We start from the raw sequence: 21,787 nt of genomic DNA, 5'->3' as shown, positions 1-21,787 counted from the left end.
GTTGCACTCAAATTTTGGGGAGTGAGCTGTGGATGAAATTTTTGCTGTACTTGCTGAGTTTGAGGATTATAGAGGATATGGGAAAAAGAAAAATGAAACAAAAAGAAGGGGAAAGAATCATAACAAAGTGGTAGATTTATAAAAACCGCTCTTAAAATTCGGAAGGATAAAAATTATGTAAAGTTGAAAATATATCGATGAGGCAAAGGAGAGTAGTGACGCTGAATAATGGCTCAAAAGTCAGGAGGGGTAAAAATAAGAAGAATGATAAGTAATTTTGGCAACACAGCTGAACTGTTAGCGGAATAAAATAGTAAAAATTTTCCGATACGATTTATGGAAGGAAAAGTAAAAAGTATCAGCCTCTTTGCGTACTAATTTGCTAAGAGGCTTTTTAATTTAAAAAATTTACGACATGACTTCAATTTTAAGTTTCAACGCTTGCATCAGTTGACGGATTGAAGTTTACTACTTTTAATACGATAGGGGAATTGGCAAGAATCGGGGTATCATCTTCTGGTACGTTAATTGCCAGTGAACCGATTCCGGCAGCGCCAGGTGTATACGTTGACAGTTCACTCATTTGTAGAACTCCGTTTACATAGACATTAAAGTAACTATTATCTGTCGCTAATTCTGGCAGTTCCGTTACTTCTGTTCCATCATCCTGAAAAAAATCAGCTGGATCGAGTGTAAGTGTTGCTCCTCCTTCTGTATCGACAGTCGTTATATGAAAGAAGCTTGTAACTTCTGGATTCAGATTAGTTGAAACTGAGCTTACAAGCACGTGAAGCTTCATTAATTGTAATGCCAAAATACTTTACCTCCTTTTTATTTTATTATATGAATATATGATTGATGTGATTGGATGTCTTTCACGTTAGAATTATAAAAGGGTATTTAAATAATGATATCGGATGATAATGAACTGAAGAATGATAGGTACTCCCTTGTGTGGCAGGTCGCTTGTTTTAAATAACAAACAGCCTTTATTGACTTCATAAACATGATGCGGTTGAAGGACACCATTAACAAACAGGTTGAAATAAGACACTTGGTTCGGGTCAAGTATGTGCATATCTCCGTATTCTGTCAGACCATCATCATCCGTATATTTTCTTTTTTTTCCATCGGATATTGCAAAATACGTATGAGTTTCTGTTTTAAGAACGTGAGATTGCAAAAGATCTGATAAACGCTTTTGATTTCTCGGATAAATGAGCGGGCACCCTGAAGGAAACAGAACATGATTGACTTGTTTTTTAATGTTTTTATGCTTATTAGTGTTCATTTTGTCTTGCTCCTTTTAACCGATTAAAAACATGTCATCGCACATTTTTAACTCTATTATGGTTGACTAAACGGGTTTTTCGCAGCGTCTCTTCATTATTTTATTAATCTGTTTTTTACCTGTTCTAGGCAATAAACTATCTTCTTATTTTAATTGGCATTGTCTCGGTGAAAGGCTTATGCTTAGACAAACGGAATCAAGAAAGCGGTTTTGCTGGTAATCCCGTTTGCTACTTGATATTGTTACAGTGACATAACGTCATTTTTGAATGGGTATATTAGAAGCAACATAGAGGATTTTGCGGAAAGGTGATCCAATGGAACTTACTTCTGAAATCGGATGGAATTTTAAAAACAGTTATGCTCGGTTGCCTCGGAGGTTTTTTGCCGAACAACATCCAACGCCTGTTCAATTACCGAAGCTAATTATTTTAAATAAACGATTGGCAGAGTCTTTAGGTTTAAACGCTGAAAGGCTTGAGAGTGAAGAAGGTACAGCGGTATTTGCTGGAAATAAGCTTCCGGAAGGTGCTTTTCCGCTTGCGCAGGCTTATGCGGGGCATCAGTTTGGGCATTTTACAATGTTAGGTGATGGCCGAGCTGTACTGATTGGTGAACAGATTACGCCGACTGATGACCGATTTGATATTCAGCTAAAAGGGGCTGGACGTACGCCTTATTCACGCGGTGGTGATGGTCGTGCTGGACTTGGACCGATGTTACGGGAATATATCATTAGTGAATCGATGCATGCGCTTGGGATTCCGACGACGCGAAGTTTAGCTGTCGTGACGACGGGTGAACCAATTTATCGAGAGACCGAACTTCCGGGGGCGATATTAACACGTGTGGCTTCAAGTCATCTTCGCGTAGGTACGTTTGAATTTGCTGCTCAATGGGGAAAAGAAGGTCAACTGCAAGCGTTAGCGGATTACGCTATTGACCGTCATTTTCCAGACATCAGTGAAGAATATAACAAATACTTTTTATTTTTTCGGCATGTTGTTGAACGACAAGCTAAATTAATTGCAAAATGGCAGCTTATTGGTTTTATTCATGGTGTTATGAATACCGATAATATGACAATTAGTGGCGAAACGATTGATTATGGACCGTGCGCATTTATGGATGAATATGACCCAGAGACCGTGTTTAGTTCAATCGATCGGCAAGGGCGCTATGCTTATGGAAACCAGCCAGGAATCGGGCAATGGAATTTGGCGCGGTTTGCCGAATCATTGTTACCGTTATTTCATAAAAAGCAGGAAAAAGCGGTTGAAATGGCGAAAGAGGTGCTTTCTTATTATGCTGAAGTGTATGACCGTCACTTGTTAACGGGAATGAGAGCGAAGTTAGGACTTTTTCATGCAAAGGAGCAAGATGAAGCTCTAATTAGAAATCTTCTAGTCATAATGGAGAAAAACCGTGCTGACTATACAAATACGTTTAAAGCGTTAACGTTTGAACTGTTTGATGAGATGGATTTGTTCAAAACTCGGGAGTTTCAAGAGTGGCAAAAACAATGGAAAGCAAGGCTAAACGAACAGAAACAATCAAAAGCTGAAGTAAAGCAATTAATGAAAAACAATAATCCTGCAGTGATTCCGCGAAATCATCGTGTAGAGGCAGCGCTTGAGGCAGCGGTGGAGAAGGAAGATTATAGCGTAATGGAGCGGTTGCTTGAAGTCCTGTCAAATCCGTATGCCCATACCTTTGAGCAAGAAGCATATTCGACAGTGCCACCCCCTTCGCATTATCCGTATCGAACGTTTTGTGGAACATAGCGTGCTTGAAAGTACCCTAGTAAAACTTAAGGAAAGTCGGACAATAGGGTGGAAGAGGATTAAATAGTATCCTCTTCCATACTTTATTTTCCACATCATCGTTCACATCCATCAGAAGGATGGAATGTAGTTCTTAAGAGGTTATTCATTTATTCGTCTATATTATGCTCCAAAGGGATCTTTAACTTTAGTGCTGTTAAATTATACTTTTGCCCTGCTTGGTTGACATCTCTCGGGATAAGGGTAAGAGATGTAGGAATTTGTTCCATTGGCGGCAACCTTAGAATGATATGATGTCCATTATCGTTGGCCATGCCGCTTTCAATTTGGGTTCCATCAAATGTGTTACCTTGATCGTCAATTGCGTAAAAGTTAAACCATGGCCATGTATCATTTGTATCCATTTGTTCAGGATAGTCAATGTTTAAGTCAATCCTTGTGGAAAGAGGAGAAAATATGACCTTTTCAGCTTCAATTGTATACGACTCATCCTGAACTTTTGCTTTCGGATTTATTTCAACTATCTTTCCTTGAACTTTTTTCAGTGGAAACCTTACTTGTAGGTCACCTTTCGTACCAAATAAGTTTTTTCCATGTAAAGCAACCTCAATACTGTTGCCGTATTCGTTATAATTCGTAAATGTAAATTCATGCATTTCAATAATAGTATTTGAATTTAAAAGACTTTGAGTTGAAGTTTCCATCGCGCTTTTTATCGTCTCACCATTAATAGTGACATATTGATGGCCAATAGACTTTTCTTCTAGTAAAAGATTTGTTTTTCCAGCATAGGCAACCGTTACGAGTAATCGCCCTCCATCGTAAGCTGCTTCTTTGACTGTCATCGTAAGTGATTCGTTTTGATCTTGCTTTTCAATGATCGTTGCGAATTGATTTTTTTCTATGTGATCGGCTGCCATTTCACCAAATTCTTTATAAATCGTTCCGATGATTGGAACTTTTGATAAAGCCTCAGTCATATTTGATGAAAAAAAACCAGTGCTTAGTAGTCCTAGACAGAGGCAGCAAGCTGTAAGAAATGAGCGTGTTGCCATTTTTTTAGCTTTCTTTTTTTTCTTTGCTTGATGTATTGCGATCTTTTCTCTTTTAATTAGTTTGTGTAGAGGTACATCTAATTTGTCAATGGATCTATTAAATTTTTCTTTACTCATACATATACCCCTCTCTTAATATAGGTTTAAGCTGTTTTTTTGCTCGATGTAAATACGACTTTACCGTTCCTTTTGGGCAACCGATAATCTTAGCAATGTCTTTCACTGATAAATCGTGATAATACCGCAACAAAATGATTGTTTTGTATTGCGGATCAAGCAGCTTGAATGCTTCCGATAAGTCTAAGGAATGTGCTAAAGATTCCATTTTATCTGTGGACATAAGCTTTTGAAACACTGTCTCATCTGCTAGGAAATGACGCGATTCCTTTCGAATAAAATCAATCGATTTAAATACGCTCATCTTTACAATCCAGCTTTGGAAGCTTTCTGGTTTTTTCAACGTATGAAGAGAAATATACGCCTGATAAATCGTATCTTGGTAAATATCAAGGGCATCTTGTTCATTTCTCACATAAGCAAAGGCAGTTTGATACAGCTTGTTCCGAACGGAGCTAATGAGTTGTTCAAACGCTTCATCATTGCCGCTTTTCGCTTTTTGTACGAGTTTTGCAATATCCATTTGCTTTTGTTTCCTCCTTTCACAGTAAAGTCGGACCAGGAAAGAGAAACGTTGCAATTAATAATCATAGTGTGTTGCTTGATGATACGCTAAGAGCAAAGTACATTAAAGTACTCACTATCCTAGGATCGATCCGTAAATGTTGTAAGAAAAAAGTCGGAAGTTAGTAAATAAAAAATTGAAGCATTTTTCACTGTTGGGGAGTATAATTAACAGCAATAGGGGGTGAAAGCTTGATTGCTGTTTCTGTTATTCCAATGGTAATTATTGGACTCATTGTTTTGTTTATTGCAGGGTTGAGGATGAATCCCGAGGAAGAAGGTGAACTGATGTTAAAAAATATTTATCATTATTTAGTTTTGTTTGCAACGCTTATGATGGTAATTGGCGGAAGCATTGGGGTGTTTATGTCGGCTGCTGATCTAGTTTCTCCGGCACCATATCATCAGTCGTTTGAAGAGTATCGACAATTTAAATTTGAAGAAAAAAACGTCTCGGAAAAATCAGAAGAGGAACTTCGCGCTGCTTATGATGCAATGATTCAGCTTGAAGAGGAGCAAGCTCAAAAGCAAGCAGTCAATTCTCTTATTAAAAGTGTAGGTTGGATTATTATTCCACTACCTATTTTTATTTTTTTTCAACGTAAGCTTAAGAATAAAGAGTAAAAAATTTTAGTATGCTCCTTCTAGTGATTATGGGGAGCTTTTTTAAATTACAAAGAACGCTGGAAATAGTGTTACAGCGCTTTCTATGGATGCTACTCTTCAGTTAACATTTATAATAAAAAGGTTAAGTTTCAAGTAGTAAAAAACCAAAGGAATAAATCTAAATAAAGAAAATAGAAAATGAGGGAACAAAGTAAAAAGAAGACCCCACCAAATGGTAGGTTCTGTAAGCTAACAATGTTTTCCCCAATGGTGTTTAGGTGGGCATACACAATGGTGTTCGTGTGAAACAGAGTTAACAACAGATTTTGTATGGGGGTATGAATGCATATATTTATAAGTTGTATGATTGATTTGTGTCGTATGCGTCGGGTGCACTACGGGTACGAGGACGTCCTGTCCGACATATTCTGTATTTTGTTTTACCGGACTGTATTGTGCTGGCAATTCTTTTGCAGGTAATTGCTGAGGTGGTCTTGCTTTCGGATACCCACATTTGCATTGATGCGGTCCTTTATTGCAAAAGCATTTCTTCTTATGATATCTCATATAAGCTCCTCCTTGTTTATCGGTTATTTATCTTTATGCACGATAATTGACTAATGGGTGGACATCCGTCCTATTAAAAGTTGAAATAGGCAATGACCTCAATGAAAAAAGCTACAAGTAATTCCTCGCTATCTTTCAAAATGTTCTTGGACATGTTTATGTGGATTAATCGGAATTCCTAAATGGTGATTGAAGATTCATTATTCTCTAACAATGTATTCACAAACAATTCACATTAAGTTTGTAGACTATTTTTGAATTGATAAGGAGTGATGATGCATGTTTAGAAGACTAATGTTGAATATTCACCTTTATTTAGGGATTATTTTAAGTGTGATGATTTTAATGTTATCCGTTACGGGTTTTTATTTAAATCATCAGCATGATTGGTTTCATAAACAAAATATAGTTTATATGAACCCGGAGTATGAGAATCAAGTGCCCGAGCGAGGGAGTAAGTTAACGATGACGGAAGCTATGGAAAAGGGAACAGAGTCTGGTTTATATGCGATCAAGGATGTCAAAAGAGTTAATCATGCCAATCACGGACTCGGTACATTTTTTTATCTTCATTTAAAAGATGAGCTTGGAACTATTGAACTATTGTTGTAGTTGACGAATACGGTGAAGTCTTTAAAGCATATACAGATAGCGATGTTAAAAAATGGATGTATGACTTGCATATTGGAATTGTAAATAATGTTAATTTCATTTTAGCGAATGATTTTACAGCGCTCGGAATTGTAATTTTAACGATTACGGGAATTATTCTTTCAGTTCGAGTTTTACGCGCCCGAAGGAAAAAAAGTGTGAGACGAAGAAATTAAAATGAATGTGAACATCTGGATGAGATGAAAAGAAAAAGGTCAGAAGTATTTTATCCCGACCATATGCTAAATACTTTTAGTTGAGGACAAGAGCAAACGTCATGCTCGGGCTAATTCGAGCTGACATCCACCTTTTGTATGTTCTGCTTCAAGTTTTAAAGTGTGTAATTTTAACTCGGTTTTGTAGTGAAATTCACCCTCATTTGATTCCGAAAACGTTTTTTGAAAAAATGTGTTTTTACGATCTCGCCATTCGATTGTAAGGCTACCTTTTTCTACGGTTACGCTGTACTTTATCGTAATGTTTTCCTGTTTTCTTAAGCGAAAGTGATAATATTCAATGCCGTCAAACTTTTTATATTTGACTCGAAAGTTGTTTTTCCTTTTTCTGGCGATATAGTTAATATGAGTAACAGTGCGAATTCTCCCGTATCTTAAAAATATAAATGTAACGATGGTAATGACAATTAGTGTTGAAATCGTTTCTGCCAATCGTACTAGTCTCCTTTCAAGCTTTCGTTCTTATAGTAGCAAGTTGCATCCGCTCGTTAAAAAGTGTTGGGTAAGCTAAAAATCCAAGTATGACGCTAGACATAGCAGCGGTGGTTAATAGTAAAAAAACGATGAGCAGTTGAAACATGACGGCTTGCACAGGATCCGCGCCAGCGATAATTTGACCGCTCATCATGCCGGGAAGTTGAACGAGTCCCATCGTTTTCTGGCTTTCAATTGTTGGGATCATGCTTGCGCGAATAGACGAAATCAGCTGTGTATGAATGGCTTGTTTCGGAGTCCCCCCTAATGAAAGAATAAGCTCTGTTTCTTCATCGTGCGCTTCTACTTCTGCTAAAAAGCGGTTGAGGAAAAGAATGGAAAGAACCATTGAGTTTCCGATGACCATACCACTAATAGGGATGATATACTGAGCGGTTGGTGGTGTGATGTTTAAGCCGATGAGGATGCCTTGTGTAAGAACTTCAATGATAATAAGCGTTAATGCCACTTTCCACGTAATGCCCTTTATAAAAAAACCTTTTTTTCTGACATTCTCAACGGCAGCTACGAGCATGAGGATGATCATAAGCAAGATGTAAATAAAATGTTCAGCATGAAACACGAATTGCAGTAAATAGCCAACGATAAGTAACTGAACAATTGAACGGATTGTTGCGATGATCGTATCTTTTTCTAAACCAAGTTTTAATGTCTTCGATAATACAAGTGGGATAAGAACGAAAATCAGCGTCAATGCTAGTGACGTATAACTCATGTCAAGCCTCCCTCAACAAATCGCTTCACTTTTTCTGTTTTTGGTGAGGCGAGTAAACTGCTTTCTCCAGTTTCAATCACTTCACCATCCATGATGATCCATGTATAATGACCGATCGTTTTTGCTTGTTCTAAGTGATGGGTAATCCAAATCATTGTGACATTATATGTTTCGTTTACATATTCGATCAATTGCTCAATTTCTTTTGATGATTGTGGATCGAGAGATGCAGTAATTTCATCAAGCAGTAAAATTTTTGGCCGGTTCACAAGGGTACGGGCAATGGATACTTTTTGTCGCTGCCCACCTGATAAATCTTTTGTGTCATAATGTAAAAATGATGGGTCTAGACCAACTGACTCTAAGTATGAGAGTGCATCTTGTTCAGACAATGTATGACCTGCTAACTTTAATGGTAGTGCTAAGTTGTCATAAACGGTCCCCTTTATCATAGGAGCGTGCTGAAGTGCGAATCCGACCGTGCGTCGCAGTTCAACTGGTTCGAATTGTTCGATTGGACGGCCATGAATGAAAATGTCGCCGGATGAAGGCGAAATGAGTCCGTTACATAATTTTAGCAGTGTTGATTTCCCAGAACCTGATGGTCCAGCGATCGTCGTAATTTTTCCATCTGGAAAAGAACCTGTAATCTGTTTTAAAATCGTCGTATGATCAACGGAATAAGTCACATTCGAAAAGTGAATGGCTGGATTATATTGTATTGAAATGGCGTTCACACATCCTTTTGCATAAAATCGCTTTATAGTGTTTCATTTGTTTGCGTGCGCTTGTTTTCTGTCATTATGCTTACTGTTATTTCGTTTAGATGGGTTAAAAAAACAGAAGCTCATAAGAAAACATCATGATCCAGAGCCGTGCGGCGTTCTTTTATAAGAAGAATAACAGCAGATGAGTAGAAGCTATGTGTTAACCGCGAGTACATTTAGCAAGAGCAAATGGTTATGAATACGAGGTACCGGGTGTCAAAAGTAGGCATTTGTCTAAACTTATCTTTCCCTCATCTTCCACTTCGTCAACTAATTCCATGAGACGGTGAAATATAGTAGGTTTTGCTTAGATCTGTCATCGTTCGTAATCGTTTACGATTTTCATCATAAATAAAATACAGAAATAATGAAGTTTCTCTTCTCTTAAGTACGTACTCTGAACTTTAATAGCTTTTTTTGCTGCTTTATAGAGGAAGAGAAAAAGTATAAGTAGTCAATGATCATAGACTTTTAAAGAGCGCAAAAAGCAGCATCGGAACAATGATTTCTAGCGTGGTTTTTCCGTCAAAAATGTATAGGGGAAAACCTTTTCTATAGCTAAGAACGCTACAAATATCATATCAAAGTGTGCATCATAGTGAAATATTGAACGTATTTAAAATGATTTTCTCTTTCAATCTTGTTCACATTGCATATACAATATTGTTATCAAGTAAAGTTATGGTGATACAATGTTTAAAATATTACTGATTGAAGACGACGAGACACTTTTTAAAGAACTTCGTGACAGGTTATCGCAATGGTCTTATGACGTGTATGGTGTTAAGCATTTTGATGAGGTGTTTCAGGAGTATATCGAAATTAGTCCTGACTTAGTTATTATTGATATTCAACTTCCGAAATTTGATGGTTTTCATTGGTGTCGGATGATCCGTTCTCATTCCAATGTGCCGATCATTTTTTTATCATCGCGCGATCATCCGATGGACATGGTGATGTCGATGCAGTTAGGTGCGGATGATTTTGTTCAAAAGCCGTTTCATTTTGATGTTCTTATAGCGAAAATACAAGCAATTCTTCGCCGAGTGTATAGTTATAGTACCGGAGAGACGAGCTTGAAAAGCTGGTGCGGAGCGACTGTTGATTTTTCAAATAATACTGTTTCTAATGAGCGTGGAACGATTGAGTTAACGAAAAATGAAATGTTTATTTTGAAAATTCTCATTGCGAAGAAAAACCAGATTGTCAGCCGTAACGATTTAATTAAAAGTTTGTGGGATGATGAAAGATTTATTAGTGACAACACGCTGACGGTCAATGTGAATCGGCTGAGAAAAAGTTTGGATGAAATTGGTTTAGGAAAATCTATTGAAACGAAAGTGGGACAAGGCTATATGGCGAAAGAAGAGAGGCACTAATATGGTAAAAAAGTTTTTAATTGAAAGATTTAGCTGGATCATCATATACTGCATTTCGCAATGTTTACTCCTTTTTATCGCCTATCTCGATACGTCCATCCCAGTTGCATCAGTAGTTTACATCATGTTTTTATCACTCTTCATCTTTATTATTTTTGTATCGGTTCGCTATAAAAAAGAAACTCCTTTTTATAAAGGTTTAGAAGACTGGGACAACAGCTTTGATTTAGAAGGAATTCCGGAAGCGAAAACTCCTTTTGAGAAGGTCGTGGAAAAAAGCATAAGGGAACAAACAGTAAGGCAAGAGCAAATCGTCAATGAAAATCGAATGACTCTTGAATTGGAAAGAGATGATTTATTATCTTGGATCCATGAAGTGAAGACCCCATTGACAGCGATGCATTTGATGATCGAACGATTGGATGACGAAAGATTGAAATCTGAGCTGACATATGAGTGGCTTCGTATTCACCTTTTGCTCGATCAGCAGCTCCATCAAAAAAGGATTTCATTTATTGAAAATACATTGCATGTTGAAAAAATTGCTTTGGAGCCGGTAATTTTTAAAGAAATAAAAAATTTACAGTCCTGGTGTATGCAAAAAGGGATTGGATTTGACGTGAATTTGGAAATAAATCAAGTCCTTAGCGATGAAAAATGGCTCGCTTTTATTATGAGACAATTGCTGACCAATGCGGTAAAATACAGCGATGAGTCTGAAGTTATTATCCGGAGTAAGGCGGAAAACGATCACATTGTCGTTGAAGTTCAAGATTTTGGGCAGGGCATCTCTCCGAAAGATCTTCCTCGTATTTTCGACAAAGGTTTTACTTCAACGACGCATCCAAGACAGTCGGCGACAGGGATGGGGCTCTATTTAGCGAAAAAAGCAGCGGATTCTTTAATGATTGAAATTCGCGTAAAATCAAAGCCAAATGTTGGAACTACGTTTGCTTTAACTTTTCCAAAACAAAATGAATTCGTGAAACTTACAAGCATGTGACATTTTTGTCACATGCTTGAATCATTTGTTCGGCGAATCGAAGGAAAGTAGGATGCTTTTTTTTTATGATATTAGTCAGAAAGTAATTTCGCAGAGGGGAACCTTCTGTTTGTGCCGGTTGGAAAGTTTTCCTTGTATAAGTATCAATTAAAAAGAGGTGGACGCAAATGTATATTTTGGAATCATTTAAGGTTTATAAAAGCTATGGGAATAAATTTAATAGGCAGGAAGTTTTAAAAGGGATCGATATTCAAGTCGACGCAGGCGACTTTGTTAGCATTATGGGAGCTTCTGGTTCCGGAAAGACGACATTGCTTAATGTTCTTTCTTCCATTGACAAGGTAAGCCAAGGAACGATCAAGATTAATGGGGAAGACATTGTGAGCATGAAAGATAAACAATTGGCTGAATTTCGGAAGCATCATCTCGGCTTCATTTTTCAAGAGTATAATTTGCTTGATACGTTGACCGTTAAAGAAAATATTTTGTTGCCGTTGTCGATTACAAAAACGCCGAAAAAGGAAGCGGAACAAAAATTTCAACAGTTGGCATCTGAGCTTGATATTGTTGATATAAAAAATAAATATCCGAATGAAATTTCTGGCGGGCAGAAGCAGCGGACATCAGCAGCCAGAGCTTTTATTCACGAGCCAAGCATCATTTTTGCAGATGAGCCGACTGGTGCGCTAGACTCCAAGTCCGCTTCTGATCTTTTAAATAAACTGAGTGAGTTAAATGAAAAATTAGGGGCCACGATTATTATGGTTACTCATGACCCAGTTGCTGCCAGCTATTCACGTAGAGTTCTTTTTATTAAAGATGGACAGATTTATACTCAGATCAACAAAGGCAATGAATCGAGGCAGGCGTTTCTTAAAGATATTATGAAAACACAAGGAGTACTAGGTGGTGTTCGTAATGAACATGAATAAAATTATTTTTCGCAACTTGAAAAAAAATATAAAAAATTATTATCTGTATGTTTTTGCCTTAATATTCAGTGTCGCCCTTTATTTCGCTTTTGCGACTTTAATTTACGCTCCATCGATTGATGATGTGAAAGATTCCATTAAAGCTGGTGCGGGCATCCGTTCGGGCTCAGTATTGCTCATTGCGATCGTTTCTGTGTTTCTTTTGTATGCCAACAATCTTTTTATTAAAAGAAGAGGCAACGAAATTGGCTTGTTCCAACTTATTGGAATGACGAAGAATAAAATTTTTCGGCTTTTGAGCGTTGAAAATTTTATCCTTTATTTTAGTTCTTTGATTATCGGGATCGTTATCGGTTTTTCTATTTCGAAGTTAATGATGATGATTTTGTTTAAAGTAGCCGGCATTGAGGCGATTGTGAAATTGACATTTTCATTTCAGGCATTGATTCAGACGATTATCGTTTTTTCGATAATTTACGTACTCATTTTGACCATGAATTATTTTTTTATTAAAAGACAGAGCATTTTGTCATTGTTTCGTGTCCATTCTTCAACTGAATTTAAAGTGAAAAAGCTTTCCAAGCTTGAAGCGGCTATCGGCGTTCTAGGGATTATTTTGATCGTGACTGGATATTATGTTTCTTCGAAGTTGTTTAATGGTGATTTTAAAACAATGACGCAATTGTTTTTAGCGATGCTGTTTATTTTGGCTTCTGTTATTATCGGGACGTACTTTTTTTATAAAGGGTCTGTTAGTTTTATTTTTCATCTCATTCGAAAAAGTAAGAACGGTTATTTGAACATTAACGAGGTGATGTCGCTTTCCTCGATCATGTTTCGGATGAAATCGAATGCATTTCTTCTCACTGTCATTACGACAATGTCAGCTTTAACAATTGGTCTATTGTCTCTTAGTTATATTTCGTACTATTCTATTGAAAAATCTGTCCGAGATAATGTTCCAGCTGATTTTACTTTGACAGATGAAAAAAATGCGGAAAAGTTAAAAAACACGTTTACAAAAAATCAAATTGCGTTTAAGGAAACTAAAATAAACGTACTTCAGGCGGAAGCCAATATTAAAGCCATTTTAGAGATTGATATGGAAGAGATGATGTTCGACCCGAATCTTATGGTTATGTCTGTTGTTAGTGATGAAGATATTGATGACGTGGACGTTTCTCCAAATGAAACAGTGTTTACCGGCTATTCTGATATAATGCATAAATTTATGTCATTTAAAGAATCCGGTGAAATCGAATGGAATATGGCAAATGGAGAAACAGTTTCGCAAAATTATAAAGGGTTACGAAAAGAATATATTCTTTCTTGGTATTTTACAAATGGTGGACTTCCAATTGCGATTGTTGATGACTCAGTATTTAACCGCTTAAAGAAAGATTTGAATCCTGATATTCAAAAGGATCCGATTTATATTGGAATCGACATTAAAGATAAAGCAAATATTGAAAAAGCAAATGATCTGTTTAAAAAGCTTGGATATGATGAGATTGCTGCTTATGACTCGCGTTATGAAATGATTCGTAATCAGAGGGAAGCCATCGGTCTTGGAATGTTCATTGTAGGCTTTCTAGGGTTGACTTTTTTGATTACATCCGGTTGTATCCTTTACTTCAAACAGATGGATGAAAGTGAGGATGAAAAGCCGAACTACACGACTTTGAGGAAGCTTGGTTATTCGCAAAGCGATCTTTTACGCGGTCTTCTTAGTAAACAATTGTTTAACTTTGGCATCCCTCTTGGGATTGGGTTGCTTCACGGCTATTTTGCTGTTCAATCCGGGTGGTTTTTGTTTGGGAGTGAGCTATGGACACCGATGTTAATCGTGATGCTTTTATATACTGCTCTCTATTCCATTTTCGGGATGCTGTCTTTCCTGTATTATAAAAAGGTGGTTAAAGAGGCGCTATGAAAAGGCATTGATTGCACACTTATGTTTGACGAACTTGAAAAATTTTTTTCAAGTTCATTTTTTTGTATCAACTAAACTTTTACTGATATCGTTGCAATGGAGTATATTACTATGTAGATAGGATTAGATTGTTTGCTAATGCTCACACACTGTGTTGCTTGTCTCGCTCGTCGTTTATTTAAGGTAACTTCTATTCGAGTCATCAGTCCATTGTATGCCTTGTCTGACTATCGCTTTCATGACAGTCTAAGTTTAAAAATGGTTCGCATACTTTTCACATTGTCTTCACAATGAGGTAGTAAACTATGTAGACTAAAGAGAACAGAATATGAGGGAGAAGCGTATGAGGAAATGGATCGTATTCATCGTTGGGATCGTACTATTAGTTTCTGGCTGCAACTATACTTCGCTTTCGGTGCCACCGTTGGAGAAACATCATGTTCTCATTACACATATTAAAGAGCCGATGCTTGCGGTTGTTGATCTAAAAAAAAGTAAAATCATTTATGAAGAAGTGTTCGAGTTTAATATTCAATCACTTGCAAGAATCGATCATCATCAACTCGCTGTCGCAGGGAAATTGGAATCGGAAGTGCTTCTAATCGATCTCTATAACGGAGAAGTTCGCACGCTGCTTTCGCCCGTTTCTTCTGTCACGGATCTTTTTTATGATGATGCCCATCAGATGTTGGTTTTGACGGATGCGAAGCATAATGAAGCGGTGCTCTTTGATATGGATAAAGAAGAGATTATAAAAAGAATAAAAGTCGGAAGCTATCCGAATTCGATTTCGGCGGACGAATCATTTTTATATGTGTTAAATGGAGATCACGGAACGGTTTCGGTCATTGATTTATTCACGTATGAAGTCGTTCGTACTTTTCCAGTTGTTGAGCACCCTACCGATATCGTCGTAAACGGCCGAAATGTTTGGGTGGGTGGTCACGGTTCCTATGGCGAACTAAATGAGTATGTCCATATTTACGATGCATCTACAGGAAAGTTAGTCGAAAAAGTGAAGGCAGGTTCGATGCCAATCGCGTTTTACACAGATGAACGGGATGAAGATATGTTTGTTCTAAGCCATGGTTCAAATGAAATGCATATTATTGATAAGGAGTCGTTTCGTGTAAAAGAAAAGATAGAAACTAGTGATAACCCGTATTATGTTACAGCGGATGAACAGCATATTTATGTCACAGCTCTTGACGGTGATACGCTACTCCTCGTTGATCGGAAGACGTATGCAGTGACTGAAGAATACGCATTGCAAGCTGGTCCATATGGCATCGTATTAGGGGGACGTTCACATGAATAAACAGTACCATGTACTGGTCGTTGATGATGAAAAGGAAATGGTTGAGCTCGTAACATCATATTTGCGTAAAGAGCGATTTCAAGTATCAAGCGCTAGTAATGGGTATGCTCTTTTGCAGAAGTTGGAAGAGCAAGAGGTTGATTTAATTCTGCTCGATCTCATGATGCCGTATATGGATGGGTTTACTGCATGTAAGGAAATTAGAAAGTTTTCTGACGTACCGATTATTATGCTAACTGCAAAAGGTGAAGAAGCCGATCGTGTGAGTGGATTAAAAATGGGAGCTGATGACTATATCGTGAAGCCATTTAGTCCAAATGAATTGTTAGCTCGTATAGAAGCATTGCTAAGACGTACGAATCAAAATGTGAAATCTGCTTTGTTGCGGATTGGCAAGCTTGTCATTGACATTGATGGAAGAACGGTAAAGGTGAATGATAAGCCGATCACACTTACGCGCAAGGAATTCGATTTATTGCTCTTGTTGGCAAAAAATAAAGAACGGGTTTTTACAAGAGAGCAACTGCATGATCGCGTTTGGGGAATGGAACATTCGAAAGCGACGCTGAGAACGGTCGATACGCATATAAAGACGTTGCGGATTAAATTGGGTAAAGCGAGCGAATTGATTAAGACGGTATGGGGAGTAGGCTATAAGTTAGAGGAATGATTTGATGAAAAACGTGAAAATGGAATATAAAATTTTGCTAGCATTTGCTTTACTTGCATTCGTTACGATTGCGTCGGCAGTCGGTTTGACTCAGTATTTATATCAAACGTTTTACGTTGATCGCCTCATTGAATCACTTTCTTCTCACGGGCACGAACTCGCTTCTACTTATGATGAAAATAAGGAGCGTTTTCTTGAAAAAATTGAATGGTCAAATGAAAGTTTGGATTGGGAAATTATTTTTACGGAGAATCCAATGCTGTTAAGCGGAAATTTGCCATTTGATATTGAGATGGATGAACATTTGATTTCGTTTGAGGAACGGCAAACGCTGCTTGCTGGGGATGATGTCGTGTTGATTCGTGAACATGAAAAGTTCAAGCAAGATATTCTAGCTGTTGTTATTCCATTAATAGAGGAAAAGCAGTTAAACGGAGTGATTTTTCTTTACACTCCATTGTCTGCCGTATATGAGCCGTTTCGTCCATTGTGGACAACACTTATTTTGTCATCTCTTGCATTATTAACAATTATGCTGTTTGCAGCTCGCAAAATAACGAATCATATTGTGAAGCCATTAAAACAAATGACTAGAGTTACGCAACATTTTGCTTCAGGAAATTTTTCAGAAAGGTTGTCGATTTCGCAAAACGATGAGTTTGGTCAGCTCGCTTCATCGTTTAATGCGATGGCGTCCTCGCTACAACAAGTGGAGCAAAACCGTAGGGAATTTTTAGCTAATGTTTCTCATGAATTGAGGACGCCAATCAGCTATATGAAAGGATTTAGCGAGGGTGTAGCGGAAGGGTTAATTGATTACGAGCAATACATATCAATCATGCAAAAAGAAACGTCTCGACTTGAGCGGTTAGTGAACGATTTGCTCGATTTAGCACAACTGGAAGGGGACTCTTACCCGATGGAATCAAGTCCCCTGCCATTTGCTCAACTTATTTTAGACGTTATTGAGCGGTTTGAGTTGAAATGCAAAGAAAAAGACATTATTCTCGTTCATAAACTTGATGAGGAGATCATTATTTATGGTGACGCTGATCGGTTAGAACAAGTGGTGATGAATGTATTGCAAAATGCTTATCAATATAGCTCGAAAGGACAGCAAATTGAGATTCTCTTGTTTGAACAAGAAGAAAAGGCAATTTTGCAAATAAAAGACGAAGGGGAAGGCATACCCGAAGACGATCTTCCGAACATCATGGACCGTTTTTATCGTGTAAATAAAGCAAGAACGCGTAATGATGGTGGTACAGGCATCGGTTTAGCGATCGTCAATCAAATTGTGAAAAAGCATGACGGGGACATATCGATTGAATCTGAGCTTGGAAAAGGCACGAAGGTGACGGTTGAATTGCCGGTATATGGAGAATGAGATAGCGGATACAGCTAGCCTTGAAAGCGGAATGGAAAATCGCTACTAAGTGCACCGGTTTCGTCTTTAATCTGTGATATCTGACACGATGTATGAATACGTTCACTCAAAACTTATGAAGCTTTGTAAGAGGGTTGTGGATTTGTCCCTCTTTTTTTGATTACTTTTTAATACAAAAAATAGACAATGAGAATCATAGTCAAAAAAATACAAGCAAGAGTAAGAAAAATCGAACCTAATAGTGTAAAAAGTGAGCCTCTTTGGACAAATGTGTTAATAACGGCTTGTTCAGGATGATTCGAATTGTAAAGAACCTCAACTATTCTTCCTGGTTTTAAACCAGGCTGTTGACTAATTTTAGATGTATTTGTATATGTTTGCCCGTTTACTTCATATTCAACGGTTGGATAACGATCAGGTATATCTTGAGAAAAACTTTCATTTCGCAAAATTTTACCTAGTGTAATGACGAGGTTTTTTTCTTTTTGAATGATTGTTCCCGACGTTTTTTCCCAATTTCGTATCGGGCGAGTTCGTCTTAATCCGTAAATTAAAAAAATGCCGCCAAGCACGAAAAACGCGAGTCCGATTGTCCCTAAACCTAAATACAATCCTTCCATGCCTAGTCCCCTTACTCATTTTTGATTTATTTTCATTTTAGCATTTGTTTTTATATTTTCATCGTCTGAAAGTAGTAGTCAAATGTGTATTTATTCAATTTTTGTTCGCAAGGATTTCATTATGATCTCACAATTGATTGTTACGGTATAAGAAAGCTGGTGGAAAGAGGTTTAAGATGAAGAGCATTCATGTTTGTGCGATTGTTTGTACAACTGTTCTATTGCTGTTTTTAACAGAAAAAGAAACGTTTGCTTTTGATTTGCAATCAGAAATTAATCGGGCAGAGAAAGGAGATGTCATTTCAATTCCTTCAGGGGAGTATGAAGGACCGTTTACGATTCGAAAGCCGATCACTCTTCAAGGAAATGGAGACGTGACGCTGTTGAATAAAGAGGGTAAGTATACGCTTCTTATCGATAGCGATCACGTTCAAGTTCACGGATTGACGATTGAACATGATCATGACCAGCTTGAATTACCTGCCGTGTTAATCAAAGGAGATGACAATGTCGTTTCTGATGTGGTGTTGTCTACAAGTGGCATGGGAATTGTTTTAGACAAAGCGAATGAAAATGTGCTACGTAAGATTACGATTGAAGGTGCATTCCGAGACAGTGAGTTTACAGGCAGTATGTTGACGAGAGAAGGAAACGGTATCGATTTGTTTCAATCTCATGCGAATCTTATTGAAGATATCACGATTCAATATGCTCAAGACGGCATTTATGTTGAACAAAGTGAAGACAATACGATTCGAAATTCGCACGTAGCTCACTCTCGCTACGGATTTCATTTCATGTTTACAAAACGAACGAATGTAATCGACAATCTTTCAGAACAAAACATTACTGGCGCAATGGTGATGGGAACGATTGGAACACACTTAGAAAACAATCGATTTCGTAAACAAAGTTTTCACGTGCATTCGCAAGGATTGATGTTGTATGACGTCCATGATGCCACGGTAAAGAATAACGTGCTTGAAGAGAACTTGATTGGTCTGTTTATCGAATCTTCTACTAACAATCGCATCGAAGGGAATCAAGTTTTTGCTAACTATATCGGTCTAGACGTTCTTCGTTCAGAAAGGAATGCCATTTCACAAAACGACTTTATGAATAATCAAATTTCTGCTCGTGCAAAGGACAGTAAAGACAATCATGTAATGCACAATTATTGGGATGACCATTACGGTCTTGACGTAACGGGAGAGAAAATCAGTGCAATTCCTTATGATGCTGATTTGCTCTTTTCTTCACTTATTGCGAATAAACCGGCTTACCAAATTTTTGCTGATTCACCAGGCTTGTTTTTCTTGCAGTTTGTATTGGATACCGATCGTGACAAAACGTTATCTGATGAAGCACCGCTAATGGAGGCTTCGAAACTGCCAAAAGTCATTCATTCTGAGCGCAAAACCGTTGATGTCATAGTGTACAGTTTGGCTATATTGATGAGTTCATTAATCATTTACGTAGGAGGAAGGAAAACATGAAGAAAATAGTTATGGTGTTGTTCACCGCTTTTATGGTGGTCGCACTTGTTGCTTGTGGCGGGAAGGAAGAAGTATTCGCACCAGAGGAAATCAATGAGGGTACGGATCGTTGTGACGTCTGTAATATGCTCGTTCCTAATGATCATAATGCAGCGCAGTTAGTATTGGATGATGGTCAAGCTTTAAAATTTGATGATATCGGTTGTCTTTTTGAATGGGTTGATGAAAATGGGTTAGATGACGTTAATGTTCGCTACGTGAGAGATTATGATTCAGAAGAATGGCTGCAAATTGAAAACGCAACGTTCGTATTTGATAAAGATTTTCGAACACCAATGGCTTACGGTGTGTATTCTTTTAAGTCAAAAGAAGACGCGGAAACATTTATTGAAGAGGAAGGAAAAGGAAAACTACTTTCGTATGCAGAGCTTGAAAAACATAGTTGGGAACGCAATATGGAGCTTATGGAAGAGATGAAAGAAGAACATGGTCATGATCATGATCATGGTGATGATCATGATGGACATGACGAAGAAGAAGCAGACCATGAACATGAAGAATAGGGGCATGGCACATGGTAAGTTGGGCGACAGTTAGACGAGAATTGAATATTCATTTTCGCAGTGCTTGGACGTATGCATTCGTCATCTTTTTTGCCGTGTTTACGACAGCGATTTTATACTTATCTGGAGATGCGGTCGGAATCGGGCAATACTCTAAAGCAACAGGGACGATTATGAATTTAATTGCTTACTTCTTACCGCTTATGACGTTAGTGATGGGAGCATTTTCATTAACGATGGAAAAAGAAGATGGAAGTTGGCAGTTGTTATTAACGTATCCGATTTCAACCGTTGAATGGATCGTTGGGAAGTTCTTCGGCATGCTCATCGTACTCGTTACGATTGTGACAGGTGCATTCAGTTTAGCCGGTCTCGTCATTTCTTTTTTTGAACATTCGTTATCGTTTGAAGCGGTTGTTCTATTATATTTGTATGCCATCTGTTTAGTCATTTTGTTTTTAACACTTTCCGTGTTAATCGGGGTATTATCGGCGAGCAGGTGGCAAGCATTAACGATAAGTATCGGTGTTTGGGTGTTGTTTGTTTTGGCATGGCCAGTGCTCTTAATGTCAATGCTTCACTCACTGCCATTTAAAACTTCGCTTCAAGCGCTGCAAATTGCAACGTTGTTAAATCCGATGGAATTTACGAGACTTTTTTTTACGGTTAAAATGGGCGGAGGTAATGTATTTGGACCGCAGTATGTTGATTGGGTCTCATGGATACAGCAGCCACTAAGTAACTTGTACTTTATCGGTCTCGCTCTATTGTGGATAATTGCATCCATTGTTATTGCTGTCATAGGAACAGAGAGGAGTCGTTATCGTGGGACATAAACCGTTGTTGCACGTTCATAATGTAACGAAGCGATATAAGAAAACGACGGTCGTTCATGAATTTCAACTTACGGCGCAAAAAGGCGAGCTCATCGGGTTATACGGTCCAAATGGTGCGGGGAAAAGCACGATTATTAAAATGATTAGCGGAATCGTTTCTCCTACGTCTGGTACGATAACGGTAAACGGCTTAACTAGAAAAGCTAATCGCAGACAATATGCACAGTACGTTAGTTACATGCCTGATCACTTTCAATTTCGCCAACCGTTGACGGTGATGGAGTTTTTAATGTTTTATGCACGGCTTCGTCACGTTTCTAAATCAGATGTGCTTGCTGCAATTGACAAAGTCGGACTTACAGAGAAACAACATGACTACGTTTCGACATTGTCGAAAGGGATGGGCCAACGGTTGTTGCTTGCGCAAGTTTTATTTAGCGGCTCCTCACTTATTCTTTTAGATGAGCCTACAAATGGGCTTGACGATGAATGGTTAATGAATTTACAACGATTGTTAAGACAATTAAAAGTAGAGAATAAAACCGTTTTATTTTCGACTCATCTCTATTCATTTGCTAATGACGTGAGTGATCGGGTGATTCGTATTGAGCGAACAAAAAAATAAGAATAAGAAATAATCGATTAAAACGCTTATCCTTTTGGATGAAGCGTTTTTTTAGTGTGCGAGGCATGCACATATTCTATAAGGTTAAAGTCCTGAATCGTGAAGGCAGTAGTAGCGATTAGCTTAAGACAAGGGTGTCCACCGTGAGGTGGAGCCTGAAGGAAGTCGGCGGCAAATC

At 37.9% G+C, this 21,787-nt stretch carries 24 protein-coding genes; 15 read left to right on the top strand and 9 right to left on the bottom strand.

Annotated features, from left to right (window positions below; all coding sequences use genetic code 11):
• Positions 1 to 427 precede the first annotated feature (427 nt).
• Positions 428 to 814, bottom strand: a complete 387-nt coding sequence (locus tag ABU914_RS13330) for a DUF4183 domain-containing protein (protein WP_379670203.1) — start codon at positions 812 to 814, stop codon at positions 428 to 430.
• Positions 815 to 886: 72 nt separating this feature from the next.
• Positions 887 to 1,291 carry a DUF4183 domain-containing protein gene (locus ABU914_RS13325; RefSeq protein ID WP_379670202.1) on the bottom strand — a complete coding sequence of 135 codons (405 nt, stop codon included), beginning with the start codon at positions 1,289 to 1,291 and terminating at the stop codon, positions 887 to 889.
• Between the two features lie 316 nt (positions 1,292 to 1,607).
• Between ABU914_RS13325 and ABU914_RS13320 the strand changes: the two genes are divergently transcribed.
• Positions 1,608 to 3,074 carry a protein adenylyltransferase SelO gene (locus ABU914_RS13320; RefSeq protein ID WP_379670201.1) on the top strand — a complete coding sequence of 489 codons (1,467 nt, stop codon included), beginning with the start codon at positions 1,608 to 1,610 and terminating at the stop codon, positions 3,072 to 3,074.
• A gap of 149 nt (positions 3,075 to 3,223) precedes the next feature.
• On the opposite strand, the gene ABU914_RS13315 is transcribed toward ABU914_RS13320, so the two are convergent.
• On the bottom strand, positions 3,224 to 4,246 hold the full coding sequence (locus ABU914_RS13315) for a DUF4179 domain-containing protein (RefSeq protein WP_379670200.1): 1,023 nt from the start codon (positions 4,244 to 4,246) through the stop codon (positions 3,224 to 3,226).
• The gene (locus ABU914_RS13310; protein WP_379670199.1) at positions 4,239 to 4,769 is read right to left on the bottom strand and encodes a sigma-70 family RNA polymerase sigma factor; all 531 of its coding nucleotides are present in this window, start codon (positions 4,767 to 4,769) and stop codon (positions 4,239 to 4,241) included. Before ABU914_RS13310 ends, ABU914_RS13315 begins: the two co-directional genes overlap by 8 nt.
• A gap of 233 nt (positions 4,770 to 5,002) precedes the next feature.
• Here ABU914_RS13310 and ABU914_RS13305 point away from each other — a divergent pair, with 233 nt between their 5' ends.
• Positions 5,003 to 5,434 (top strand): hypothetical protein, encoded by a 432-nt coding sequence (locus tag ABU914_RS13305; RefSeq protein ID WP_379670198.1) that lies wholly within the window; start codon positions 5,003 to 5,005, stop codon positions 5,432 to 5,434.
• 231 nt (positions 5,435 to 5,665) lie between these two features.
• Here the strand turns inward: ABU914_RS13305 and ABU914_RS13300 are convergent, their stop codons facing one another.
• Positions 5,666 to 5,983 carry a CotD family spore coat protein gene (locus ABU914_RS13300; RefSeq protein WP_379670197.1) on the bottom strand — a complete coding sequence of 106 codons (318 nt, stop codon included), beginning with the start codon at positions 5,981 to 5,983 and terminating at the stop codon, positions 5,666 to 5,668.
• A gap of 279 nt (positions 5,984 to 6,262) precedes the next feature.
• On the opposite strand from ABU914_RS13300, the gene ABU914_RS13295 reads away from it, so the two are divergent.
• Together ABU914_RS13295 and ABU914_RS13290 are read left to right on the top strand one after the other, a co-directional pair.
• Positions 6,263 to 6,595, top strand: a complete 333-nt coding sequence (locus ABU914_RS13295) for a hypothetical protein (protein ID WP_379670196.1) — start codon at positions 6,263 to 6,265, stop codon at positions 6,593 to 6,595.
• Between the two features lie 65 nt (positions 6,596 to 6,660).
• The gene (locus tag ABU914_RS13290; protein ID WP_379670195.1) at positions 6,661 to 6,810 is read left to right on the top strand and encodes a hypothetical protein; all 150 of its coding nucleotides are present in this window, start codon (positions 6,661 to 6,663) and stop codon (positions 6,808 to 6,810) included.
• Between the two features lie 99 nt (positions 6,811 to 6,909).
• On the opposite strand, the gene ABU914_RS13285 is transcribed toward ABU914_RS13290, so the two are convergent.
• From ABU914_RS13285 to ABU914_RS13275, 3 genes are read right to left on the bottom strand one after another with little or no spacing between them, the layout of a single operon-like run.
• Positions 6,910 to 7,302, bottom strand: coding sequence for a hypothetical protein (locus ABU914_RS13285; protein WP_379670194.1), 393 nt, complete (start codon positions 7,300 to 7,302; stop codon positions 6,910 to 6,912).
• Between the two features lie 16 nt (positions 7,303 to 7,318).
• Positions 7,319 to 8,080 (bottom strand): ABC transporter permease, encoded by a 762-nt coding sequence (locus ABU914_RS13280; protein WP_379670193.1) that lies wholly within the window; start codon positions 8,078 to 8,080, stop codon positions 7,319 to 7,321.
• Positions 8,077 to 8,808, bottom strand: a complete 732-nt coding sequence (locus ABU914_RS13275; RefSeq protein WP_379670210.1) for an ABC transporter ATP-binding protein — start codon at positions 8,806 to 8,808, stop codon at positions 8,077 to 8,079. Before ABU914_RS13275 ends, ABU914_RS13280 begins: the two co-directional genes overlap by 4 nt.
• Before the next feature lie 731 nt (positions 8,809 to 9,539).
• Between ABU914_RS13275 and ABU914_RS13270 the strand changes: the two genes are divergently transcribed.
• The 7 genes from ABU914_RS13270 to ABU914_RS13240 all read left to right on the top strand — a co-directional run bounded on the left by ABU914_RS13270 (position 9,540) and on the right by ABU914_RS13240 (position 17,469).
• Positions 9,540 to 10,226 carry a response regulator transcription factor gene (locus ABU914_RS13270; RefSeq protein WP_379670192.1) on the top strand — a complete coding sequence of 229 codons (687 nt, stop codon included), beginning with the start codon at positions 9,540 to 9,542 and terminating at the stop codon, positions 10,224 to 10,226.
• A 1-nt stretch (position 10,227) separates the two neighbouring features.
• Entirely contained in the window at positions 10,228 to 11,229 is a 1,002-nt protein-coding gene (locus ABU914_RS13265) for a sensor histidine kinase (RefSeq protein WP_379670191.1), read from the top strand.
• A gap of 167 nt (positions 11,230 to 11,396) precedes the next feature.
• On the top strand, positions 11,397 to 12,161 hold the full coding sequence (locus tag ABU914_RS13260; protein ID WP_379670190.1) for an ABC transporter ATP-binding protein: 765 nt from the start codon (positions 11,397 to 11,399) through the stop codon (positions 12,159 to 12,161).
• Entirely contained in the window at positions 12,148 to 14,094 is a 1,947-nt protein-coding gene (locus ABU914_RS13255; RefSeq protein WP_379670189.1) for an FtsX-like permease family protein, read from the top strand. The genes ABU914_RS13260 and ABU914_RS13255 overlap by 14 nt, the downstream gene beginning before the upstream one ends.
• Before the next feature lie 343 nt (positions 14,095 to 14,437).
• Positions 14,438 to 15,412: a YncE family protein gene (locus tag ABU914_RS13250; RefSeq protein WP_379670188.1), complete on the top strand. Its 975-nt coding sequence runs from the start codon at positions 14,438 to 14,440 to the stop codon at positions 15,410 to 15,412.
• The gene (locus ABU914_RS13245; RefSeq protein ID WP_379670187.1) at positions 15,405 to 16,082 is read left to right on the top strand and encodes a response regulator transcription factor; all 678 of its coding nucleotides are present in this window, start codon (positions 15,405 to 15,407) and stop codon (positions 16,080 to 16,082) included. Before ABU914_RS13250 ends, ABU914_RS13245 begins: the two co-directional genes overlap by 8 nt.
• Positions 16,083 to 16,086: 4 nt before the next feature.
• Positions 16,087 to 17,469 (top strand): sensor histidine kinase, encoded by a 1,383-nt coding sequence (locus ABU914_RS13240; protein WP_379670186.1) that lies wholly within the window; start codon positions 16,087 to 16,089, stop codon positions 17,467 to 17,469.
• Positions 17,470 to 17,636: 167 nt separating this feature from the next.
• On the opposite strand, the gene ABU914_RS13235 is transcribed toward ABU914_RS13240, so the two are convergent.
• On the bottom strand, positions 17,637 to 18,089 hold the full coding sequence (locus ABU914_RS13235; RefSeq protein WP_379670185.1) for a DUF3592 domain-containing protein: 453 nt from the start codon (positions 18,087 to 18,089) through the stop codon (positions 17,637 to 17,639).
• Between the two features lie 176 nt (positions 18,090 to 18,265).
• Between ABU914_RS13235 and ABU914_RS13230 the strand changes: the two genes are divergently transcribed.
• From ABU914_RS13230 to ABU914_RS13215, 4 genes are read left to right on the top strand one after another with little or no spacing between them, the layout of a single operon-like run.
• Positions 18,266 to 19,585: a right-handed parallel beta-helix repeat-containing protein gene (locus ABU914_RS13230; protein WP_379670184.1), complete on the top strand. Its 1,320-nt coding sequence runs from the start codon at positions 18,266 to 18,268 to the stop codon at positions 19,583 to 19,585.
• The gene (locus tag ABU914_RS13225; RefSeq protein ID WP_379670183.1) at positions 19,582 to 20,148 is read left to right on the top strand and encodes a nitrous oxide reductase accessory protein NosL; all 567 of its coding nucleotides are present in this window, start codon (positions 19,582 to 19,584) and stop codon (positions 20,146 to 20,148) included. Before ABU914_RS13230 ends, ABU914_RS13225 begins: the two co-directional genes overlap by 4 nt.
• Positions 20,149 to 20,159: 11 nt before the next feature.
• Positions 20,160 to 20,984, top strand: a complete 825-nt coding sequence (locus ABU914_RS13220; RefSeq protein ID WP_379670182.1) for an ABC transporter permease — start codon at positions 20,160 to 20,162, stop codon at positions 20,982 to 20,984.
• Positions 20,974 to 21,609, top strand: coding sequence for an ABC transporter ATP-binding protein (locus ABU914_RS13215; RefSeq protein ID WP_379670181.1), 636 nt, complete (start codon positions 20,974 to 20,976; stop codon positions 21,607 to 21,609). Before ABU914_RS13220 ends, ABU914_RS13215 begins: the two co-directional genes overlap by 11 nt.
• Positions 21,610 to 21,787 lie beyond the last annotated feature (178 nt).

Source organism: Pueribacillus sp. YX66, from assembly GCF_041725775.1.
Classification (GTDB): domain Bacteria; phylum Bacillota; class Bacilli; order Bacillales; family UBA6769; genus Pueribacillus.
Note: the sequence above shows the minus strand (reverse complement) of the source record. Positions and strands in the feature narration are given on the sequence as shown.